This is a genomic window from Asanoa ishikariensis (assembly GCF_900107455.1).
Lineage (GTDB): Bacteria > Actinomycetota > Actinomycetes > Mycobacteriales > Micromonosporaceae > Asanoa > Asanoa ishikariensis.
In genome coordinates this window covers 159,362-180,943 of record NZ_FNQB01000003.1, presented here as the reverse complement: position 1 = coordinate 180,943, position 21,582 = coordinate 159,362, and the positions used below count along the sequence as shown (strand labels likewise).

General features: G+C 71.3%; 20 protein-coding genes. 7 read left to right on the top strand and 13 right to left on the bottom strand.

Annotation, left to right across the window (positions count from 1 at the left end):
• Positions 1-4 precede the first annotated feature (4 nt).
• Complete coding sequence (locus tag BLV39_RS24920) at positions 5-424, top strand: MerR family transcriptional regulator (RefSeq protein WP_204082646.1); 420 nt, start codon at positions 5-7, stop codon at positions 422-424.
• Between the two features lie 363 nt (positions 425-787).
• Here BLV39_RS24920 and BLV39_RS24915 read toward each other — a convergent pair whose 3' ends face one another.
• Positions 788-1,642, bottom strand: a complete 855-nt coding sequence (locus BLV39_RS24915; RefSeq protein ID WP_090798160.1) for an alpha/beta fold hydrolase — start codon at positions 1,640-1,642, stop codon at positions 788-790.
• A gap of 25 nt (positions 1,643-1,667) precedes the next feature.
• Here BLV39_RS24915 and BLV39_RS24910 point away from each other — a divergent pair, with 25 nt between their 5' ends.
• Positions 1,668-2,381 carry a TetR/AcrR family transcriptional regulator gene (locus tag BLV39_RS24910; protein ID WP_090798157.1) on the top strand — a complete coding sequence of 238 codons (714 nt, stop codon included), beginning with the start codon at positions 1,668-1,670 and terminating at the stop codon, positions 2,379-2,381.
• Between the two features lie 74 nt (positions 2,382-2,455).
• Positions 2,456-3,043: a hypothetical protein gene (locus BLV39_RS24905; protein ID WP_176985068.1), complete on the top strand. Its 588-nt coding sequence runs from the start codon at positions 2,456-2,458 to the stop codon at positions 3,041-3,043.
• Between the two features lie 72 nt (positions 3,044-3,115).
• On the opposite strand, the gene BLV39_RS24900 is transcribed toward BLV39_RS24905, so the two are convergent.
• From BLV39_RS24900 to BLV39_RS24885, 4 genes are read right to left on the bottom strand one after another with little or no spacing between them, the layout of a single operon-like run.
• Entirely contained in the window at positions 3,116-3,829 is a 714-nt protein-coding gene (locus tag BLV39_RS24900; RefSeq protein WP_090798154.1) for a VOC family protein, read from the bottom strand.
• A gap of 56 nt (positions 3,830-3,885) precedes the next feature.
• The gene (locus BLV39_RS24895; RefSeq protein WP_090798151.1) at positions 3,886-5,013 is read right to left on the bottom strand and encodes an FAD-dependent monooxygenase; all 1,128 of its coding nucleotides are present in this window, start codon (positions 5,011-5,013) and stop codon (positions 3,886-3,888) included.
• 51 nt (positions 5,014-5,064) lie between these two features.
• Positions 5,065-6,024 carry a sensor histidine kinase gene (locus BLV39_RS24890; protein WP_090798148.1) on the bottom strand — a complete coding sequence of 320 codons (960 nt, stop codon included), beginning with the start codon at positions 6,022-6,024 and terminating at the stop codon, positions 5,065-5,067.
• Positions 6,021-6,788 carry an MEDS domain-containing protein gene (locus tag BLV39_RS24885; protein WP_090798145.1) on the bottom strand — a complete coding sequence of 256 codons (768 nt, stop codon included), beginning with the start codon at positions 6,786-6,788 and terminating at the stop codon, positions 6,021-6,023. Before BLV39_RS24885 ends, BLV39_RS24890 begins: the two co-directional genes overlap by 4 nt.
• Positions 6,789-6,909: 121 nt before the next feature.
• Between BLV39_RS24885 and BLV39_RS24880 the strand changes: the two genes are divergently transcribed.
• Positions 6,910-8,433: an alkaline phosphatase D family protein gene (locus BLV39_RS24880; RefSeq protein ID WP_090800546.1), complete on the top strand. Its 1,524-nt coding sequence runs from the start codon at positions 6,910-6,912 to the stop codon at positions 8,431-8,433.
• Between the two features lie 9 nt (positions 8,434-8,442).
• Positions 8,443-9,660, top strand: a complete 1,218-nt coding sequence (locus tag BLV39_RS24875; RefSeq protein WP_239083488.1) for a hypothetical protein — start codon at positions 8,443-8,445, stop codon at positions 9,658-9,660.
• 264 nt (positions 9,661-9,924) lie between these two features.
• On the opposite strand, the gene BLV39_RS24870 is transcribed toward BLV39_RS24875, so the two are convergent.
• The 5 genes from BLV39_RS24870 to BLV39_RS24850 form a co-directional block, all read right to left on the bottom strand.
• Positions 9,925-10,755, bottom strand: coding sequence for an alpha/beta fold hydrolase (locus BLV39_RS24870; RefSeq protein ID WP_090800542.1), 831 nt, complete (start codon positions 10,753-10,755; stop codon positions 9,925-9,927).
• 79 nt (positions 10,756-10,834) lie between these two features.
• On the bottom strand, positions 10,835-11,764 hold the full coding sequence (locus tag BLV39_RS24865) for a Dyp-type peroxidase (RefSeq protein WP_090798142.1): 930 nt from the start codon (positions 11,762-11,764) through the stop codon (positions 10,835-10,837).
• A 19-nt stretch (positions 11,765-11,783) separates the two neighbouring features.
• Positions 11,784-12,107 (bottom strand): hypothetical protein, encoded by a 324-nt coding sequence (locus BLV39_RS24860; protein ID WP_090798140.1) that lies wholly within the window; start codon positions 12,105-12,107, stop codon positions 11,784-11,786.
• A 28-nt stretch (positions 12,108-12,135) separates the two neighbouring features.
• Positions 12,136-14,901, bottom strand: coding sequence for a hypothetical protein (locus tag BLV39_RS24855; protein WP_090798136.1), 2,766 nt, complete (start codon positions 14,899-14,901; stop codon positions 12,136-12,138).
• Complete coding sequence (locus tag BLV39_RS24850) at positions 14,898-16,673, bottom strand: HSP90 family protein (protein WP_090798133.1); 1,776 nt, start codon at positions 16,671-16,673, stop codon at positions 14,898-14,900. Before BLV39_RS24850 ends, BLV39_RS24855 begins: the two co-directional genes overlap by 4 nt.
• A 332-nt stretch (positions 16,674-17,005) precedes the next feature.
• Here BLV39_RS24850 and BLV39_RS24845 point away from each other — a divergent pair, with 332 nt between their 5' ends.
• Positions 17,006-17,734, top strand: coding sequence for a Crp/Fnr family transcriptional regulator (locus tag BLV39_RS24845; RefSeq protein WP_090798130.1), 729 nt, complete (start codon positions 17,006-17,008; stop codon positions 17,732-17,734).
• On the opposite strand, the gene BLV39_RS24840 is transcribed toward BLV39_RS24845, so the two are convergent.
• Both BLV39_RS24840 and BLV39_RS24835 read right to left on the bottom strand, forming a co-directional pair.
• Entirely contained in the window at positions 17,686-18,864 is a 1,179-nt protein-coding gene (locus BLV39_RS24840) for a low temperature requirement protein A (protein ID WP_090798128.1), read from the bottom strand. The two genes, BLV39_RS24845 and BLV39_RS24840, sit on opposite strands and share 49 nt — an antisense overlap.
• The gene (locus BLV39_RS24835; RefSeq protein ID WP_090798125.1) at positions 18,864-19,646 is read right to left on the bottom strand and encodes an SDR family NAD(P)-dependent oxidoreductase; all 783 of its coding nucleotides are present in this window, start codon (positions 19,644-19,646) and stop codon (positions 18,864-18,866) included. The genes BLV39_RS24840 and BLV39_RS24835 overlap by 1 nt, the downstream gene beginning before the upstream one ends.
• A 67-nt stretch (positions 19,647-19,713) precedes the next feature.
• On the opposite strand from BLV39_RS24835, the gene ppk2 reads away from it, so the two are divergent.
• Positions 19,714-20,646, top strand: a complete 933-nt coding sequence (gene ppk2 / locus BLV39_RS24830; RefSeq protein WP_090798122.1) for a polyphosphate kinase 2 — start codon at positions 19,714-19,716, stop codon at positions 20,644-20,646.
• Here the strand turns inward: ppk2 and BLV39_RS24825 are convergent.
• Positions 20,633-21,577, bottom strand: a complete 945-nt coding sequence (locus BLV39_RS24825; protein WP_239083489.1) for a YihY/virulence factor BrkB family protein — start codon at positions 21,575-21,577, stop codon at positions 20,633-20,635. The genes ppk2 and BLV39_RS24825 overlap by 14 nt on opposite strands.
• Between the last annotated feature and the right edge of the window lie 5 nt (positions 21,578-21,582).

The window sequence follows — 21,582 nt, the reverse complement described above, 5'->3', positions numbered from 1 at the left end:
GAGCATGCGAGTTCAGGTCGACCTGAAGTCAACCGTCGCGATCGGGGACCTCGCCGCCCGGTTCGGACTGGCCACCCACGTGCTGCGGCACTGGGAGGAGATGGGCCTACTGCGCCCGACCCGGACCACCGCCGGGCGGCGGCGCTACACGGAGGCCGACGCGGAACGGATCGGCGCGATCCTGCTCGCCAAGGAGGCCGGGCTCGGGCTGGCCGACATCCGGGACATCCTCGGTGCTCCCGGCCCGGCCCGGCGGGCGGCCCTGCGCGCCCACCGAGATGCGGTCGACGCGCAGATCCGCGCCCTCACGACGGCCCGCGACGCCCTGGACCACGGGGCACGCTGCCCGGCCGACGACCTGACCAGTTGCCCGAACTTCCAGTCCGCGATCCGGCGGCGGCTGGGTGGCCCAACCACGGCGTGACGATCGCCAGAAACTGCCTGATGCCGCCGGCGTTCAGACGTCGAGCCGCACGGCCTGTGCCCTGGCCCGAGGAGCGGCAGGACCGCCTCGGATCGCAGGCGGCCGTCGGCACCCCGCCACGACCTGACGCCTCCCGAAGGCCGTCAGACGTGGAGCCCCGCGGCCTGCGCCCCGGCGCGAGAAGCGGCAGGACCACCTCGGATCGCAGGCGGCCGTCGGCACCCCGCCACGACCTGACGCCTCCCGAAGGCCGTCAGACGTGGAGCCCCGCGGCCTGCGCCCCGGCGCGAGAAGCGGCAGGACCACCTCGGATCGCAGCCGGCCGCCGGCACCCCGCCACGACCTGACGCCTCCCGAAGGCGTTCAGACGTGCGGCCGCGCGGCCTGCGCGCCGGCCAGCCATGGTGCGAGGATCGGCAGGACCGTCTCGGGTCGCATGGCGCTCAGGTGGTCGGCGCCGGGGATCACCTCCACCGTCCAGCCGCTCGCTTCGAGCTCCGCGCGGTGCCGGGCGAGCGGCTCACCGATCGCGACGTGGGCGTCGTCCCACTTCGGACCGTAGGTGATGTTGTCGTCGGCGCCGGCGAAGGCCAGGCGTGGGACGGTCAGGGTTTTCAGGGCAGCTCGCTCGTCGAAGTCCCGAAGGGACTCGTAGAGCGTGACGTACTGCGCGGTCTGGTCAGGCCGCCGGGTGACCTCGGCGGTGTCCCAGTCGCCGGGCTCGGCCTCGGCGAACTGCTTGCCCTCGTTCGCGACGGCCATCCGGTGCGCGGCGGCGGTGACGCCCCGCATCGCGGCGTAGGGGCCGCCGAGGGGCGGGTAGCCGCCCATGACCAGGGCGGTGAGCCGGTCGGTGCGCAACGCGAGCTGCAGGCCGGCGAGGGCGAGCCAGGAGTAGCCGTAGTAGGCGAACCGATCGGCACCCGCCGCGCTGGCGATGGCGAGCAGGTCCGCTGCGACGGCGTCGGCGGTCAGGGTGTCGGGCTTGGGGTGGTCGGTCAGATGGCCCTCGTAGTCGGCGGTGACCACGCGGAAGCCGGCCTCGGCCAGGCCGGTGGCGAGGGTGTGCCCGAGGGCCGGGTCGACGCCCCAGGCGCGCATCTGCTCGGCGGCCTCGCCCTCGATCACCGTGGTGCTGACGGGGAGCAGGACGGCCGGTCCTTCGCCGCGGACCGACACGTCGATCGTGGTGTCGTCGTGCATTCGTGCGGTAGCCATGAAAACACTATACACTGTAAGGACTATGGATCCGGACATCGACGCGCACGTCCGCCGGCTGTGGCGGCACCGGGGCGCCACAGTGCCCACCCCGCGCCGCGGCCCCGCCCAGCAGCTCGACCTCGACGAGATCGTCGGGGTCGGCATCGCCCTCGCCGACGCCTCCGGCCTGGAGGCAGTGTCCACGCGAGCGGTCGCGGCCCGACTGGGCAAGACCGCGATGGCGCTCTACCCGTACGTGGGCACCAAGGAGAACCTGCTCGCCCTGATGCAGGACCAGGCCAGCGCAATGCCGACGTGGCCGGACCCGCCGTCGTCGCTGACGGACGCACTGCTGGCATGGTCGTCCGCGCTGTTCGACGTTTATCTGGCCCATCCGTGGCTGACCGAGCGCAACTGGTCGCAGGCCAGCCAGGGCCCCAACGAGCAGGACTGGCTGGAACGCCTGGCGGAAATCCTCGCGACCTGGCAGGTCCCCGCCGACCGCCGCTCGACGGCGGTCACGATGCTGTACGCGACAGTGCGGGCCACCGCCTCGACCACCGCCGCCTACCAGCGGATGTCGTCGGACGGCGCCGACGAGTGGCTGGCCCGAGCCACGGCGATCCAGACACACGTGCCGGACCTGCGCGACCGCTATCCATTCTCGACAGCGCTGACACCACCGACCCCGGACTGGCGCGCCAACCCGCGCGCCGCCCTCACCGCCGGCGTCCGCCTCCTCACGGCCACGCTCTGAATATCGATGCGGCTGCCTAAGCGGGCCCCGTAGTCTGCCCGGTGACAGGAGGTGCGGACCACGTGTGGATCCGGTTGCGGCGGCTGCATTTCGGCGGGCAGAGCTTCACGTGGCGCGCGCGGATCCGGTGCGTCCAGGGCAACGGCGCATGCCACCGTTGCATCCGGGTGCGGGCTTGGGGTGCCGGCAAGACCGGCCGGGCACTGCAAGCGGACCTCCTCTCGGCCACCTGGCCGCCGCCGTGGGGCGAGTGCGACGGCGACGACGCCTACCCGACGGCGTCCGACGTGCGCGCGACCATCGGCTATGCCCTGGAAAACGGATGGCCGCCCGCCGCGCGTGGCGGCACGCTCGTGCTAACCGAACACGAACACGGCGACCGCTTCGGACTGCCCGGTTTCCTGCTCACCGACCGCCTGGTCAACCCGGACAGCCCGGACCCCACGACCCGAGTGATCCGCGCAAACAAGATCACCGACGAGCCGCACTCGACCGCAACAGCCTGGGCCGCGAACGATCATCGCCTCACGCGCTTGGCAACCCCGTCACTCCTTCTACCGGCCGCCAGCCGGACATCCCACGGCCACTCCGGGAGGTTCAGCCAGAAGGGCTCGCCCGCCAGGTCGGCAAACCCTTCCGCCGGCCGGATGCTCCCCCGCTAGTCCGCGAGAGGCAGCACGGCTTGCCCTCAGGTCGGCGAAGCCTTGTGCCCGCCGCCGAGCCGACCTACCCGGCTATTCCGGGAGGTTTAGGCAGAAGGGTTTGCCGGCCGGGTCCGCGAAGACGCGGAAGCTTTTGTTGCTCGCCGACAGCAGCGTCGCGCCTAGGGCCACCGCTGCTCGCTCCCCCGCGTCCAGGTCGTCGACCAGGATGTCCAGGTGGACCTGCTGCGGATAGGCCGGGTCTGGCCAGCGCGGCGCCACATAGTTGGGCACCTGTTGGAACATCACCGGCTGTGCGCCTTCCTCGCCGATCATTGCCATTCCTTCGGCCTCGTACGTGATCGGCTTGCCCAGTAGCTCCACGTAGAAGGCGGTCAAGGCGCGAGCGTCCGGGCAGTCGAGCATCACGCCCACCAGCGTGGTGGCGGGGTCGTCGGCGCGCAGGCATAGGTCGAACGGGTGGCCGGCCGGGTCGGCGACCGTGTGCCAGGTTTCGTTGCGGCGTAGCAGCTTGCCGCCCAAGGAGACCACCAGCGCCACGCCGGCCTCCAGGTCGGGGACGCGGAGGTCCATATGCGCCTGCTGCGGGAGCTCCTGGCCCGGCCATAGTGGCGGTCGATGATCGGGGGCCGCCTGGAGGTCGACTCGCCAGCCCTCCGGCGTGCGGAGGGTGATCCAGTCGTCGCCGACGCGGGTCTCCTTCCAGCCGGCCAGGCCCTGGTAGAACGCCGACAGGCCGGCGATGTCGGCCGTGTCGAGCACCACGGCCTCCAGCTTTCCGATCATCACAATCTCCCCTCAGCACCTTCGAGAGCCAGAATGCCCCAGGGGTACGACAAAAGTCAGCCGCCGGCGATCGTGTCCGCGACCCGCTTCAGCCCCTCGGGCAAGGCGAGGTAGCGGGCGAACTCCGCCCGCCGCGCATCCGTCTCCGCACCCGGTGACAGCAACGCGGCCTGCTCCGCCGACGAGGCCAGCACCCGCTCCGCCCACGGCCGCCGCGCCGCGTCGTAGCCGGAGACGTCGTCACGGGCCAGCCGCGACGCCAGGTCGACCGCGTCCAGCAGCCCGAGGTTGAGCAACGGTCCACCGAAACCCGCCACGACATGCGCGGCGTCCCCGGCGAGCAGCACCCGCCCGGACGCGTACGACGAGGCGAGCCGGTTCTGCCGCGCGGTCGACCGGCGCAACACATGTGGCCCAGGACCGGCCGGGGCAGCGAACCTGACCGACCGGCCCAGCACCCGCCCCAGGCTCTGCCGCACCTCGTCGACCGTCACCGGCACGGTCTCGTCCACCGTCGCGTCCCACTCCAGCGTCGTCACCAGGTGCGGCCCGCGACCGAACCGCGCGAACGAGAACACCCCCTGCGGCGTGCGGTGGAACAGGTACGGCCGGTACGGACCGCCCGGCCCCCGAAGGCGCCGCCGGAAGAACGTCAACGGCAGCACCACGTGCGCGCTCCGGGACACCACCCGGTCGTCCGACACACCCGGGAACCCGAGACCGGCCGCCTTCCGCATCATGCTGTGCGCACCGTCGCAGCCCACGACGTACGAGGCGTCCACCGTGTAGGGACCCGACGGCCCCTCGACCGAGACCAACACACGGTCCGACGACGGACGAAGGGCGACAACCGTGTGCCCGCGATGGACAGGCACGCCAGCCCGCGAGGCGAGCAGAGACTCGAGCTCCCGCTGCGGCACCGGCTGCACGTACACCGGGTTGTCGCGCAGCCGGCGCAGGTCCAGCGGAAATCCTCCGTACATGAAGCGCGGCGCCGGCCCCCGGCGGGGAAAGAGACCCCGCTCGTACAGCAGCGGCACTGAACGCCCGACCACCCCGTTGGCCTTCAGCGAAAGGCTCGGTGACGGCAACGCCTCCAGCACCAGAGGGCGTACGCCCGACCGGGAAAGCTCCGACGCCAGCATCAACCCGACCGGCCCGGCACCCACGACAACGACCACCATGTCGTCAACCGTAGTTGACAGACACCAGAACCGTCAACGACGGTTGACAACCTACAGCGGGTTGCCCGCCGTCAGCCGCAGCGTGAAGCCCGAGTCGTCACGCGAGAACGCGACGTAGTTGCACGACTGGTGGGTGATCCACAGGCCGAGCCCGCCGGTCACACTGTCGCGGGACGGGAACAGCCCCGCGAAGGGGTCGGTCGGCCCCGTGCCGCCGTCGGTCACCGACACCACGATCCGGTCAGGGCCGGACCAGTAGCAGACCCGCACCGGCGGAAGGCCGTGCCGCAGCGCGTTGGTCACTACCTCGCTGACGGCGATCACCAACTCGTCGACCTCGTCGGTCGGCAGGCCGGGGTCGACCAGCGACACCGCGCCGCGGGCGCGGGACGCGGTTGGGTCGACCAGGGTGATCAGCGGCGGACCGGACTGCAGCACGTCCGGCGCGACCGGGGGCCAGGCAGCCAGGAACGACTCCGGCGAGGCGTACGTGTCACTCGGACGATGCGAGCCGTCGGCGTGCAGCGAACGCGGGTGGGTGCGGGCGACGTCGGCCAGCACCGCGGACGGGGTGATCCGCGAGTCGTAGGCGCACAGGCTCCACAACGGGAACTCGTCGTACGCGTGGTTGATCGCCGACTCGTAGCGCGCCCACCAGTGCCACGTCGCGCCGAACGACGGTCGCGGGATCTCCCCCACGATCCGGATCTGCGCGGCACCCTCGGCGACGTAGCCGGCCATCAGCTCACGGTAGGCCCGGATCGCGGCGGCCGGCCGCGCGTAGACGCTGCCGCCGGTCATGAACGTCACCCCGGGCAGCACACCGGCGGGCAGCGCCCGGCGCACCAGGTCGGCCTTCTCCGGGCCGAGGGAGACCACCGTGGGTTCCTTCTCGTCGACTCCGCCGGTCAGGAACGGCAGCAGGACGGCGAGCAGCTCGTCGTCGGTGTCGTAACAGACCGCCTCGTGGAAGTAGCCGACGTGGTCGCCGGGCGCGCCGCTGCGGGTCATCGCGCCTCGACCCGGATGCCGGGGACTCGCAGCAGCTCGACCAGGCGGGCGGCGGCCGGCAGCGGTGTGCGCAGCACCGCGGTGGCGCCGCGCCCGCGGGCATAGGAGGCGAGCTGGAGCAGCGACCGGTGGTCGACGAAGTCGAGGCTGCCGGCCTCGACCACGAGCTCGCCGTCGACCACCGCGGGCGCGGCCCACTCGAGCGCCCGGACCAGGGTCGCCGCGCCGGTGGCGTCGAGCTCTCCGGAGAGCGCCAGGTGACCGGTGCCGGCCGCGGCGTGCAGCCGGAACGGCACACCGGGCACGTTGTGGCCGGCGTGCACGCAGGCCAGGTCGGCCAACAGGGCCGGATCAACCACACGCCGGTCATAGGCGCACAGCCCGGACAGCGGATGTTGCGCCGTGAACCGGTCGATCAGGTGCTCGTAGGCGACGAACGCCGGCGAGACCAGCGGGGTCGCGTCACCGACCACCCACAGCCCGGTGTAGCCGTCGGCGAGAGCGGCCACGGTCGCCGACGCCCAGATCTCGACCTGTGCGGCCGGGTCGGCGCCCGGCGGGAAGGACGAGCCCAGCGGCTCCGGCCGGACCCCGTCGATGTCGGGCAGGTCGTCGCCGACGAGCCGGAGCGCGGCACCCGCGGCGCGGCCCTCGGTGAAGAACCGCCGGGCCGTCGCCAGGAAGTCGGCGCGGTCGGCGTATGCCCAGCACAGATGGCGCCCGGCACTGGCAGGCCGGGCGACCGGGAGGCCAGCCGCGCGCATCCCGACAGCCTACCGCCAAGGCCATCGGCACCGATTGCACAGCCCGCGGCCATCTCATGGTCAGCCGGCAGGACCCCTGGAGATCATCTTCTATTAATCAAACACCGTCAATGTGCTGCGCATGACACGGCTCAGCCGGCGCATCTTCGTCCTCGGTGGACTGGCCACTGTAGGCGCGACGATCGCCCCCCTGTCCCGCGCCCAGGCGGCGCCCCCGTACCCCTTCAAGCTCGGTGTCGCCAGCGGTGAACCCGCGGCGGACAGCGTGGTCCTCTGGACGCGTCTGGCACCCACCCCGCTCAACGCCGACGGCCAGGGCGGCATGCCCAACGCCGACGTGACGGTGGAGTGGCAGGTGTCCACAAGCGACACGTTCGCGACCATCCAAAGCCAAGGAACAGTCACCGCCCGTTACGCCGACGCACACTCGGTGCACGTGGTCGCCAACAACCTGGCGCCGGACGCCGACTACTACTACCGGTTCCGCGCCCAGGGCCACATCTCGCCGGTCGCGCGCACCCGCACCACGCCGGCCACGGGCACCTTCGGCCGCGACTTCACGATGGCGTTCGCGTCCTGCGCGCACTACGAGAGCGGCTACTACACCGCATACCGGCGGATGGCCGAGGACCGGCCCGACCTCGTGCTGCACCTGGGCGACTACATCTACGAGGGCGGCGTGGGCAGCGGCGTCCGCCAGCACGTCGGCGCCGAGATCGTCAGCCTGGCCGACTACCGGCGCCGGTACGCGCTCTACAAGTCCGACCCCGACCTGCAGGCCGCGCACCACGCGGCGCCGTGGCTGACGGTGCCCGACGACCACGAGGTGGAGAACAACTACGCCGGCACTGTGCGGGAGAACAACACCCCGGTGCTGACCGCGGCGCAGTGGACGGCCCGGCGCACCGCCGCCTACAAGGCGTACTACGAGAACATGCCGCTGCGGCCGGCGTCCGCGCCGAGCGGCAACAGCATCCCGCTGTACCGCCGGGTCCGCTGGGGCGCGCTGGCCACCTTCCACATGCTCGACACCCGGCAGTTCCGCGACGACCAGGCCTGCGGCGACGGCAGCAAGGTGTGCGCGGACGCCGACCTGGCCAGCCGCAGCATCACCGGCGCGGCACAGGAGGCCTGGCTGCTCGACGGGCTGGGACAACAGCTCGGCACCTGGGACATCATCGGCCAGCAGGTGTTCTTCGCCCGCCAGTTCACCTCGACGGGCGCGGCCAGCATGGACGCCTGGGACGGCTACCGCGCCTCGAGGTCGCGGATCCAGTCCGGGTGGCAGCAGCGCGGCGTGCGCAACCCGGTGGTGCTCACCGGCGACGTGCACCGAGCCTGGGCCAACGACCTCAAGGCCGACTACGCCAACCCGAACTCGGCGACGATCGGCACGGAGCTCGTCTGCACGTCCATCTCCTCGACCGGCGACGGCAGTGGCGCCACCGCGATCCCGAACGTGGCGACCAACCCGCACCTGCGCTTCTATCTCGACCGTCGGGGCTACACCCGGACCACCATCACCCGCGCCCAGATCCGGGCCGACTTCCGCGCCGTCGCCAGTGTCACCGAGCACGGTGCCGCGGTCAGCACGGCAAAGTCGTTCGCCATCCTCGACGGCCGCCCCGGCCTCCAGGCCCTCTAGGAGACAAAAGTGCCACTGCCCACCGTGCTCATCGCGGCCCTGCTCGCCCTTCCGGCAGGGGTCACGGTAAGCACTGCCAACAGCGTCGCCACGGGTGACCAGGACGGCGGCGCCGTCGCCACCAACCGCAACGGCGACGTCGCCGTGGTCTGGGAGGACGACCGGGCCGAGTCGAACCCCGGCGACAACACCAACTCCGAGATCTACGTGCGGTTGTTCCGCAACGGCACCAGCGCGTACGAGAAGAAGCTCTCCGCCGGCGGCACCGCGGGCGTGAAATGGAAGCACGTCAGCCCCGACGTCGGCCTCGACGACAAGGGAAACACCGTCGTGGTGTGGAACGACGACCCGGACGGCAACGGCACGTACAACGTGGTCTATCGGGTCATCTCGCCGGCGGGCACGGTGCTCGGCCAGGGACAGGTCAACGCCGACTCGGCCGGTCAGCAACTGAGCCCGAAGGTGGCCGTGGACCCGGACGGCACGGCCAGCAACCCGTCGTCGGTCGCGTTCTCCGTGGTGTGGGAGGACGTGCAGGGCACGGTCACCCGCGTCAAGGCGGCCGGCTACAGCAACGTCGCGACCAAGTTGTACGAGGTGCTGGCCAGCCAGTCGACCGGCGCGCACCACCTCCCCGACATCGCGGTGTCGGCGTCCGGTGACGCGCTGATCGTGTGGGACGAGGACAGCGACGGCAACGGCTTCTTCCAGATCGGCCTGGTCCGCCTGGCTCGGGGCAACGGCGCCGTCACCCTGACCCGGCGGGCGGCCAACAGCAACGGCGGTGGCCAGCAACGGCATCCGGCGATCGCGGCGAACTTCACCGGCGACTTCACCGTGGCCTGGGAGTCCGACCACACGGGCACGCCCGGCATCTGGTCCCGTTCGTTCGCCGCGAACGGCGACCCGAAGCACGGCGACGTGGAGGTGACCAGGACGGCCGGCGCGGCCACACCCGCGGTCGGCATCGACGACCAGGCGAACACCGTGGTCGGCTGGACCGTGCAGGGCCAGGACGTCTGGGCCCGCGGGTTCAACCCGAACGGCACCACGGACGGTCGGCTGCCCGCGCAGACCTACAGCAATGTCACCACCGGACGGCAGGACCAGCTCAGCCTGGCCGTGTCGCCGTGGGGCGAGATCGTCGTGTCCTACACGGACGACAACGACGGCAACCTCTACGACCAGGTGCTGCTGGCGCTGGGCGGTTCCAACTCGCAGTGGTGACACGAAGGGGTGCCCGGACCCGTGCGGTCCGGGCACCCCTTTGCCGCGTCAGCTCAGGATGCCGCCGAGGTTGCCAAGGACACCGCCGAGGAAGGTGACGACGCTACCAAGCAGAGCAGTAAGCATTTGGAGACCCCGTTCGTTCGGAAACCGGATACGACGCGCGCCGCAGTCGTAACTGACTGCAACGTTACGGTAACAGTGAGCGACGGACGGTGTCCCAATCTTCACTTTCGGCCCGATAGTTTTCCCGTTCGGCCAGACTTACCCCGCCATGAAGTCCTTGATCGCGGCATTGCACTCGTCGGCGTGGGTCCACGGGATACTGTGCGGCGCGTTCTCCAGCGCGACCAGCTTCAGGTTCTTGACCAGCGGCGGGAGCCGCTTGCCGGTCGACGCGAACGGCAGCACCTGGTCGGCCGTGCCCTGCACCACCAACATCGGCACGTCGATGCCGACGACGTCCTGGCGGAAGTCCGTGAGCCACGAGTCGACGCACTCGTAGGTGCCGATCGGCGACGCGGTGATCCCGACGTTCCAGTGCGCGTTCCAGGCCTCCTGGCTGAGCCGGTTGCCCATGGTGTCCTTGACGTTGAAGAACAGGTCGAAGAACTGCTTGATCCACAGTGGCCGGTCCTTCGCGGCGAGTTGCTTGATGCCTTCGAAGACCGAACCGTCGACGCCCTCGGGGTTGTCGCCGGTCTTGAGCAGGAACGGCGCCAGCGGGCTGAGCAGCACACCCTTGGCCACCCGGGCCGAGCCGTACTGGCCGAGGTAGCGGGTGATCTCGCCGGTGCCCATCGAGTGCCCGATCAGCACCGCGTCACTCAGGTCCAGCGTCTCCATCAGGATGTTGAAGTCCGCGGTGAACGTGTCGTAGTCGTACCCGCCGCCCGGTTGTGAGGACTTGCCGAAGCCGCGCCGGTCGTACGTGATGATCCGGTGCTTGCCCCGCAACGGGCTGACGATCTTCTCCCAGGACTGCCCGCTGAGTGGGTAGCCGTGGATGAGCACGACCGGCGGACCCGAGCCGTGGTCCTCGTAGTAGATCTTGACCGGCTCGGTGTTCTCCTGACCCACGGTCACGTACGGCATCTGCGGACCCCCGTCCTCGGCTGAACCGGACCAGTCCACGCTGCCGACGACGGGGCACTCCGCGCATCACCTAAATACGTCAGTCCCCGAGGGCGTCGAGGAACGTCTTCGACGGTACGAAGAAGAGGTTGCCGGTGACGGCGCGGGAGAAGTCGAGGATGCGGTCGTAGTTGCCGGCGGGGTCACCGATGAACATGTTGCGCAGCATCTGCTCGATCACCGAGGGGCGGGCCGCGTACCCGATGAAGTAGGTGCCGAACTCGCCCTTGGCCGGGCTTCCGAACGGCATGTTGTCCCGCATGATCTTGTGCTCGGTGCCGTCCGCGTCCTTGATCGTGGTGAGCAGCCGGTGCGCCGACGACGGGATGGCGTCGTCGTCGAGCTCGACGTTGGACAGCTTGTCGCGCCCGATGATGTTGTTCTGCTGCTCGACCGACAGTGTGTTCCAGGCCGCCAGGTCGTGGAGGTACTTCTGCACCACCAGGTAGCTGCCACCCTCGAAGTCGGGGTCCTCGCTGCCGATCAGGGCCGCCTGCACCGAGGCCGGGCCGGTCGGGTTCTCCGTGCCGTCGACGTAGCCGAGCAGGTCGCGGAAGTCGAAGAAGCGGAAGCCCTGCGTCTCGTCGACCGCCATGGCGGCGCCGTCGAGGCGGCTCAGGATCTGGGTGGCCAGCTCGAAGCAGAGGTCCGGCCGGGTCGCACGGATGTGGAACACCAGGTCGCCGGGGGTGGAGACGGCCTCGTGCTTGGCACCGCGGATCAACGGCAAAGCGTGCAGCCGCGCGGGTTTGGGCCCGTCGAAGATGCGGCTCCAGGCAGCCGCGCCGAAGCCGACCACACAGGACAGTTGCGCCTCCAGGTCGCGGAAGCCGACGGAACGCACGAGACCCGGCAGGTCGCCACAGAGGTCCCGGGTACGCGCGGCGGCGTCGGCACCGTCGTCGATGGTGACGACGAGCACGAACGCGGCGCGACTGAGCGGCGCGAGCACCGCCTGCGGTTCGATCATGGCGCCACGTTACAACGCCTCAATCGACGGCGCGGTCCAGCTCGGCCCAACTCACGTTCAGGGTGACGAGGGCGCCGTCTCCCGTGCCGCTGACGTGGTCGACCTGCGCGCCGCTGACGTACACGTCGTTCTCGAACTGCTCGCCCCGGTCGACCAGCAGGTAGCCGGTGGCCATGTAGAGCTCGGCCGGGCCGGCCGGCAACTGCGGCCGGATGTCGGTGTCGGGCTGCTGCACCGCGTCGACCATGCCGACCGGCACCCCGCCCGCGTCGTGGACCTCCATGCCCGGGGAGACCTGGGCGATGGCGGGCGGCTCTTCGTCGGTCGCTTCGATGGTCGACATAAAAGGGGAATGCCCCGATCCGGACCGATCAAAACCGGTCTTCTGCTAGGCCCGACAGCGCACGCTCGAGTTGGCCCCGGAGCGCCGGCTCGTCGTCGGGCACCTGGGCCAGCGCGGCGGACAGCACCGGCCCGGCCTCGTCGGGTCGGCCCGCCGAGCGCAACAGCTCGCCGTGCAGCAGGCCCGCGAAGCCGGCCTGGGTGCCGGCGCCCAGCGCGCGGAAGCCCTCGCCCGCCCGGGCGGCCCGCGGTATCGCCTCGGCCGAGCGGTCGAGGCGGTCCAACAGCCGGGCGCCGTCGTAGTCGAGCATCGCCCGCTCCCACACCGCGTGCGGTTCGTCGGGCAACGGCGCCGCGGCGGCGTCGGCCTCGGCCAGCGCCGCCAGCGCCGCCTCCGGCTGCCCCGCCCACAGCAGCGAGGTGGCGTGCCGGCGGCGGGCGCGCAGCGCGTCGACCGCCCGTCCGGCGGTGGACCAGGCGGCGGCCGCGTCGGCGAACCGAGCCGCCGCGGTGGCGTCGCGGTCCAGCCGGTCGAGCGCCTCCGCCAGCCGCTCCGTGACCTGGGCCAGTGCCTCGGGGTCGCCGCCCGCCGCGATCGTCTCGGCCATCGCCGTCAACTGGGCCAGCACCGAATCATGCTCGGACAGTTCGTGGTAGACGGCGACCAGCAGGTCGCGCACGGCCAGCGCCTGCGGCTCGGCGGCGGCGTCGAACGCGGCGAGCGCCTCCTCGCCGACCTCCGCCGCGTCCAGCGGCCGGCCGGCGTTGAGGTAGGCGATCGCGAGCTCGTACTGGGTGTGCGGGACGGTCTCCCGGTCGCCGGCGGCGGTCAGCGCGGCGATCTCCTCGGCCAGCGGGGCGATCGCCTCGGCGGCGCGGGCCGAGTTGGCGAGCAGGCCCGCCCGTTGGCGCGTGACCAGCCGGCGCAGGGCCGGGCCGCACGGCGCCGCGAGCCCCTCGTCGAACGCGGCCAGTGCCTCCTCGCCCCGGTCGAGTTGGCGCAGTGTGACGCCGTGCAGGAAGCAGGCGTGCGCGAGCTCGTCGGGCAGGCCGACCGCCCGGAACCGGGCACGGCTCTCGGCGGCCGCTGACTCGGCCTCTTCGCTCTCGCCGAGCCGGCTGAGCACCTGGGCGCGCAGCGCGAGGATCTGGCCCAGCACGGAGGGGTCGTCGGCCGCGCCGGCGTGCTGCTGCGCCACCCGGCCGGTGGCCACCGACTCCGGGATCCGGCCGGTGGCCGCCTGCGCGTATGCCAGCCGCAGGTAGGCCCGGGCCAGCCGCTCGGGCGCGCCGTCCGCGACCAGGTAGGCGGTGGACTCCTCGATCAGGTCCCGGCCCTCGTCGGCCCGGCCGGAGCGGAGCAGCCCCATCCCGAGCCGGCCGCGTACCACCTGGCGGCGCACCTCGTCACCGGCCGCCGCGAAGAGCGCGTCCGCCTCCCGCCAGGCCGCCTCGGCTCCGGCGTCGTCATCGTCGGACGCCGCCCGGCTGCCGGCACCGTCGGCGCGCCGGGCGCGTTGCAGGTCGGTCAGCGGGTCGGCGCCGTAACGCTCGTCGAAGGCCGCCCAGGCGGCGAACGCGGCTCCCTCGCGGCGAGTGCGGAAATGGGCCTCAGCCGCGTCGAGCAGCTCGTCCGGGCCGTCGGTGGCGGGCACCGGATCGGTCCACACCGGACGCTCGGGCACCCGTGAAGCGGGGGCCGGCATCGGTCGCGCCCGCCGGGAACCCGGCGCGGCCAACCGGAAGCCGGCATCGATCGGCGCGGCGGCCAGCGTCTCCCGGATGCGCTCCGACTGGTGGTCGGTGCCGTTGCGGGCGTCGAACCGGGCCGCGAGGTCCAGAGCCCGCGCGGACAGCTCCTCGGCGACCGCGCCCACGGGCCGGCCGGCGACGGTCAGGCCGCCGTGGCCGGACGTGTCGAGGCGGCCCAGCACGAGCGCCGCGGCCGCGGCGAAGGTCATCGTCGCGTACGGGGTCGGCGAGCGCTCCAGCCAGCCGAGGTGCCGTTCGACGATCTCCAGGCCGAGGACCTCGTTGCCGGTCAGACCGCAGAACGTGACGTGCTGCGCGATGTCGGCCAGGTCGGCCAGGTGGGTGCGGTGCAGCCGGTACGCCCGCCGGTGCGCGTCGCGGGCCGCGTCGGCGCGCCCGGTGCGCAGGTAAGGCAGCAGCAGCGTGGTGTAGATCGACTGCGGCTGCTCGGTGCAGGTCAGCCGGCCCGCGAGCACGGGTTCGGCGAGGGCGACCGCCTCCTCGTCGCGCCCGCTGGCGGCCAGCCAGTGCGCCTTGCTGGTCGGGTCGCAGCCGACACAGTCGGACAGGTCGTCGCGCGGCGCGGTGTTCCAGCGGTCGAACCACTGCTCGGCGGCGTCGAGGTCGCCCACGTGGCGGGCCAGCATGTGCCGGTGCGCGTAGACGGCGTGGAGGCTGTGGCCGCCGGCGCGCCAGCGGCGCTCCATGTCGTCGAGCACGTCGGTGGTGCGGCCCAGCGGGATCTCCGGGAACTTGGTCATCGCGTTGACCATCGCCTTGAACGACCACAGCAGGTTGTGCGTCCACCGGCCATGGCGCACCGGGTCCTGATCGAACTCGGACAGGCACCAACTGAACGTGACGAACGAGCGCGCCGGCTCGCCGCCGTAGACGTAGCCGGTGGTGGCCAGCACCCGCGCCTCGAACGCCTCGTCGACGAGCCGTTGCGCGTCGGCGTGCGCGATCGCCTGCTCCAGCAGGGCGATCTGGGCGGCGCCGTAGGGCAGCTCGCGTGCCCGGTCGAGCATCTCGGTGACGTTCACGGCCCGGCCTCCGGATCGGTCGGCACGGCGCGGTCGAGCAGCCCCAGGAACGATCGGTTGAGCAGGGCGGCGTCGGCCGGGCGGATGGGGTGGTAGCCGAGCAGCAGGGCCTGGCCGTAGAGCGCCTCGACGGCGAGCTCGACCAGGTCGGCGGTGGGCAGCACGGTGATCCGGCGGACCAGCGCGTTGCGGTGGTTGAGCACGAGCTGCGGCCGGGTGTCGGCGCGGCGGTCGTCGAGGGCGGCCAGCACGTCGGACCAGACCGGGTCGGCCTTCTCACGGGTGGCGCGCAGCTCCTGGCGGAACGTGGTCTCGCGGTCGATGAGGTAGAGGGCCGGCACGGTGGACGGGTCGAAGGCACGCAGCACGACCTCGCAGCCGAGCCGGTCGAGGGCCCGCTGCGCGGCCACGGTGAAACCGCGCAGGCCGACCTCGGTGGCCGGGTCGACGGTCTCGAACCGGGTGGCCAGGTCGGTCGGGTCGAGCCGCTCGATCCGCACGTCCCGCTCGACCTGCGCCCACCGCTCGATGATCTCGGCGTCGTAGGTGTAGCCGGCGTTGACCAGCGCCAGGTCCTGCGCGGCGGCGATGCCGGCGAGTTGGCGGAACTGGTCGGTGGTGGCGCTGTAGCGGATCACGCCGTGCCGTTCGTGGAACTCGCGCAGCGTCATCCGGCCGACGTTGGTCTCCATCGGCCACCAGGACGCGACCAGGTCGAGCATCACGTCGTCGTGCAGGGCCAGCGCTTTGACGCCGAGGTGGTGCACGTGCAGGAACTCGCCGAGCCGGCGCGGGTCGGTGCGGGCCAGCCGGACCAGCCAGCCGCGGAGCTGGTCGCCGAGCGCCTCGCGGGTGCTGTCGAGCAGGCCGTCCTCGTAGAGCGCCTCGCGGCTGGCGGTCGGCCGCAGCTCGCTGGTGTCGACGACGCAGCGGGCGAAGAAGGCCCACTCGGGCAGCAGGCCCTCGGCGCTCTCGGCGAGCAGCATGTGCTTGAGGTAGACCCGGTGGCCGCCGCGCTGGGCCGGGTTCAGCGGCTGCGGCATGACGAACGCCGCGCCGGTCAGCCCCGCCTCGGGCACCGACAGCGGGATCACGTCGAACGGGGTCAGGCCCATGGTGCGCTCGGCGTACGCGGTCCACGCGCGGGTGCTGGTCACCTCCCACGGCGCGCTCACCACCGGGCCGGTGGTCGGTGTGCCGTCGACGGTCACCTCGACGGGAAGCTGGTCGCCGTAGAGCCGGGCCAGCTCCAGCACGGTCGCCGGGGCGAACCAGATCTTGGCGCCGGGCCGGGGCAGCAGGGTGACGGTGGTGCCGACGGGGTGCTCGCCGTCAACCTTCTCGACCAGGTAGCGGCCGTCGTCGTAGCCCGTCCAGCGCACGGCGGCGTGGCCGGCGGCCCGGGTGAGCACGACGATCTCCCGCGCGACCAGGAAGCACGACAGCAGGCCGATGCCGAACTGGCCGAGGAACTCGTGCCGGGCGAAGCCGAGGTCGTCGCGTTTGGAGCTGCGACCGATGGTGGCCAGCAGCTCGTGGACCTGGGCTTCGGTGAGCCCGACGCCGGAGTCGGTGACCCGCAGCCCGTCGCCGGCGGTGTCCAGCTCGACGCTTCCCGGTGCGCCCGGTTCCCGCAGGCGCCGCGCGGTGATCGCGTCGACGGCGTTCTGCAGCAGCTCGCGGACGTAGACCCGCGGGCTGGCGTAGAGATGGTGGCTGAGCAGGTCGACCAGGCCGGCGAGGTCAACCTGGAAAGTGCGGTGAGCGTCCATGGCGGTGCCCAAGTTACCGCCCGACCGGCGATCTCGTGTGCCCGGCCGCGGTGGCCGCCGTCGGGCCACGGCGGCCACCCCCAGTAATGCCTCCGGAGTTTCTGTCGCGCCAATGACAATTGCCATTGGCGCAACCCCATCGTGTGCGATTGACTTGCGTTCGTCATCATCCATACTGGACATCGGACGACGTGGTTTACCGACCACCTATCCACCTGCGATCCTGGTTGGTTCACATTCGCTCCGCCGGCGGATGAACCTACAAATTCAGCTCACGCGACACGGTGATTCACCCGGAACGACCACCAGCGCCACCCGACCGAGGGAGCCCGATGGCCGACGATTCCGCGCGCATCCCGACCGACCGCCAGATCACCGCCACCCTGGCCCGTTGCCCGCTCTTCCGCGGCCTGCCGCCGGAGGCGCTGGCGGACCTGACGACGCAGGTGACGCCGTTCGACGTGCACACCGGCACGATCCTCTGGGACCAGGGCGACGAGCCGCTCGATCTGGTGGTGGTGCACAGCGGCCAGCTCTGCGAGTTCCAGCCGAGCCGATCCGGGCGCCGTTCCGTGTTGCACGTGAAAGGGCCACCACACGCGGTGGGCGACATCGCGATATTCGACCGCCGTCCGCACCTGGCGTCGGTGGAAGCAATCCGGGATAGCGTCATTCTCGCCATTCCCGCGCAGCCGGTGGTGACGATGGCTGCGGCGTCGGTGTTACTCACCCGCAATGTCATCCTGCAATTCGCGGGACACGTGCGCACCCTGGCCGAGCAACGCGCCGACCTGATGATTCTGGACCTGGCGCGGCGCGTGGCGAAGGCGTTGTTGCGGATGGCGCGGCACACCGACCCGATGAGCGTCGACATCGGCGTCACCGTCCTGGCCAACGTGGCCGGCGGCGCCCGCCAGTCGGTCAGCGCCGTGCTGTCCCGCCTGGAACGCCGCGGCTGGCTCATCCTCGAACCCGGCCGCATCCTGCTGGTCGACGTGCCGGCCCTGAACCGCTACGCCGGGCTCGACCCGGCTGACGCCACGTTGTGCCGGCGGGCGTAGCGGACCTGCCAGATCGCGACCGCCACCAGGATCAGGGCCAGCCAGCGGGCCTCCAGCAACCAGCCGAAGGTCGCCAGCAGGACGCAGGCCGCCGTCGCCGGCAGGACCCGGCCGTAGAGCCAGCCCTTCGGCGCCCGGGTCACGAAGCCGACCACCGTCGCGGTCAGGAAGTAGAGCGCCAGGCCGCCGCACAGGACCCAGCGGGACGCGAACGACAGCGGCTCGGTCGGGTCCTCCGCCAGCATGCCCAGGCCGGCGGCCACGGCGGTGATGCCCATGGTGATCGCGAAGTGGGCGGGCAGCCCCAGCCATGCCTCGATGCGGTGCTCGCTGAAGCGGGGCACGGCCAGGGCGCCGTATTCCAGGGTCAGCCACCAGAGGCAGACCAGCAGGCCGAAGCCGGCCAGGGCGGCGATGAACAGCGGCCGGGTCCAGTCCACCTCGGAGGCCGCGAGGACGACCTGGGCCACCGCCTCGCCCAGGACGATGATGATGAACAGGCCGAGTCGCTCGCCGAAGTGGGCCGGGTCCAGGCTGGCGGGGACCAGCGGCACGGACTGCCGGCGGCGGGAGGTCGAGCGGCGCATCCGCGCGAGCATCGCGGGTCCGCGGCTGCCCTGGTACACCGAGATGGCGATGTCCAGCACGACACCCGCGGTCCACAGCCAGTAGCGGGCCGGCGGTTGGACCCAGATCGAGGCCACCCAGGGCACGAAGCCGGCGCCCGCCTGCGCCGCCGGCCAGCTGAACAGCAGTCGGCCGGTGCGGCGCCACGAGAGCATGCCCAACCACCGGCAGAGGACGTACGCGATGGCGAACGCCTCGCCCCGCTCCCCCGCCGCCTCGGGGATCGCCGCGGCCATCACCGCGATGCCGAACATCGCGACGAGCATCGCCCGGGTACGGGTCTTCGTGGCGGCGACGTTGGCGTACAACGTGAAGCTGGTCCACACGCTCCAGACGGCGTAGAAGAGCACCACGAACAGGCCGGCGTCGCGCAGGCTGGGCTCGCCCTCGAGCTGGTGCGCGAGCTGTGCCACCGCGACGACCACGACCAGGTCGAAGAACAGCTCCAGCCAGGACGCGTGCCGTTCCGCCGCCGACGTGTCCGGCGCCGGCTCGGCCGTCATCAGGGCAGGATCGCGTCGACGTAACCGCCGTCTACGCGCAGCGCTCCGCCCGTGGTCGCCGACGCCTGCGGCGAGCTCAGGTACACCACCATGTTCGCGATCTCCTCCGGCTCGATCAGCCGCTGGATCAGCGACTGCGGCCGATACTCTCGCATGAACCGGTGCTGCGCCTCCTCCCACGGGAGGTCGCCGGGCACGAGTTGGCGGACGAAGGTCTCCACCCCGCCGGTGTGCGTCGGCCCGGCGATCACGGTGTTGACGGTGACGCCCGTGCCGGCGGCGGCCTTCGCGAAGCCGCGCGAGACGCCGAGCAGCGCGGTCTTGGTCATCCCGTAGTGGATCATCTCGGCCGGCGTCACCACCGCGGAGTCGCTGGCGATGTACTGCACCCGGCCCCAGCCGCGGTCCATCATGCCCGGCAGGTAGTGCCGGGTCAGCCGGACACCGGCCAGCACGTTGGTCTCGAAGTAGCGCTGCCACTCGTCGTCGGAGATCTCCAGTGGGGGCCGCGCCTCGAAGATCCCGAGGTTGTTGACCAGGATGTCCGTCTCGGGCTCCTGGTCGAGCAGCGGGCCGGCGTCGGCCGCGAGGTCGACCGCGACGGTCCGGACGACCGCGCCGGAGGCCCGCAGCGGCTCCGCCGCCGCGACCAGCCGCTGCTCGTCACGGCCGGTGAGCACCACCTGCGCACCGGCGGCCGCGAGGCCGGCCCCGATGGCCAGCCCGATTCCGGAGGACGAACCGGTCACCACGGCCGTCTTTCCCGAAAGGTCGATCATCATGTGACCACGCTACCGCTGTTCACCCGATGCGCGATTGGTCGTCACCAAGGCTGGGTAGCGTCACCACATGAGCGCGGACAGCGGCAACGGCGGCACACCGAACCTGCTCAACCGGTACGACGGCTACCGGGTGCTCGACGACGACGATGACGACCCCGTGCTGCTCAAGTCCGACGGCGAGGTGGTCGACACCTGGCGCGAGAACTACCCGTACGAGGAGCGGCTGGACCGCACCGACTACGAGCGGGACAAGCGGCTGCTCCAGATCGAGTTGCTCAAGCTGCAAAACTGGATCAAAGCCAACGACCAGCGCCTGGTGATCCTGTTCGAGGGTCGGGACGCGGCGGGCAAGGGCGGCACGATCAAGCGCTTCATGGAGCACCTCAACCCGCGCGGCGCGAGCGTGGTGGCGCTGGAGAAGCCGAGCCAGCGCGAGATGTCGCAGTGGTACTTCCAGCGCTACATCGCCCACCTGCCGGCGGCGCGCGAGATCGTGCTGTTCGACCGGTCCTGGTACAACCGCGCCGGCGTCGAGCGGGTGATGGGCTACTGCACCCGAGGGGAATACCTCGAGTTCATGCGGGAGACGCCGGAGCTCGAACGGATGCTCGTGCGTTCGGGCATAAACCTCATCAAGTTCTGGTTCTCGGTCACCCGGCACGAACAACGCACGCGCTTCCTGATCCGCCAGGTCGACCCGGTGCGCCAGTGGAAGCTCTCGCCGACCGACCTCGCGTCACTCGACAAGTGGGACGAGTACACGGAGGCGAAGGAGGCGATGTTCTTCTACACGCACACCGCCGACGCGCCGTGGACGATGATCAAGAGCAACGACAAGAAGCGTGCCCGGCTCGCCGCGATGCGCCACGTGCTGACCCGGTTCCCCTACGACAACAAGGACGAGGAGATCGTGGGCAAGCCGGATCCGCAGATCGTCGGGCCGGCCAGCGAGCTGTTCGAGGACGGCGAGCCGCCCGCCCGGGCGTTCACCCAGTTCTAGGCCGCTTGTCCTCGAGCTTGCGGTCGTCCCGCAGCTCCAGATAGGGCTCCTCGTCGGCCGGGTGTCCGGCGGCGATCGCCCGCCCACGCTCGAGCTCCGCGTCGTACTCCGCACCGAGCAGGACCGCCATGTTCGAGAGCTGGAGCCACACCAGGAACACGATGATGCCGGCGACGGCACCGTAGGTCTTGTTGTAGGAGTTGAAGAACGTGAGGTAGAGGGCGAACAGTCCGGACAGGACGATCCACAGGAGCACGGCCACCAGGCCGCCGGGCGTGACCCAGCGGAAACTGCCGTGCCGGGCGTTCGGCGAGGCGTAGTACAGGATCGAGAACATCAGGCTCACCAGCACGACCAGCACCGGCCATTTGGCGATGTTCCAGGCGGTCACGGCGGCCGAGCCGAGCCCGATCGCGTCGCCGATGGACTGGGCGAACCGGCCGGTGAAGACCACGATCAGGCAGCACGCGATGAGCAGCAGTCCGACCGCGGCGGTGAGCGCGACCCGGGTCGACAGGATCCTCCACATCGTCCGCCCTTCGGGCACGTCGTAGATCGTGTTGGCCGCGCGCATGAAGGCGGACACGTAGCCGGACGCCGACCAGAACGCGACCACCACGCCGATCACGGCGCCGACGCTGGCCAGCGAGGAGTTGCCGGCCACCTGGTCGATCGCGCTGTTGACGAAGTCGGCGATGGCGCCCGGCAGCGTGTCGCTCAGGTTGTCCTGCACGGCCTTGACCGTGTCCGGGCCGAGCAGGCCGAGGATGGACACCACGACCAGCAGGCCCGGGAAGATGGACAGGATGCCGTAGTAGGTCAGGGCGGCCGCCCAGTCGCTGACGCCGTCGGCCGAGAACTCCTTGACCGCGCGCTTCGCGCTGGCCAGCCACTCCGACCGCGGCAGTGCGGTGGGACGGTCCTTCCTCACCGGCA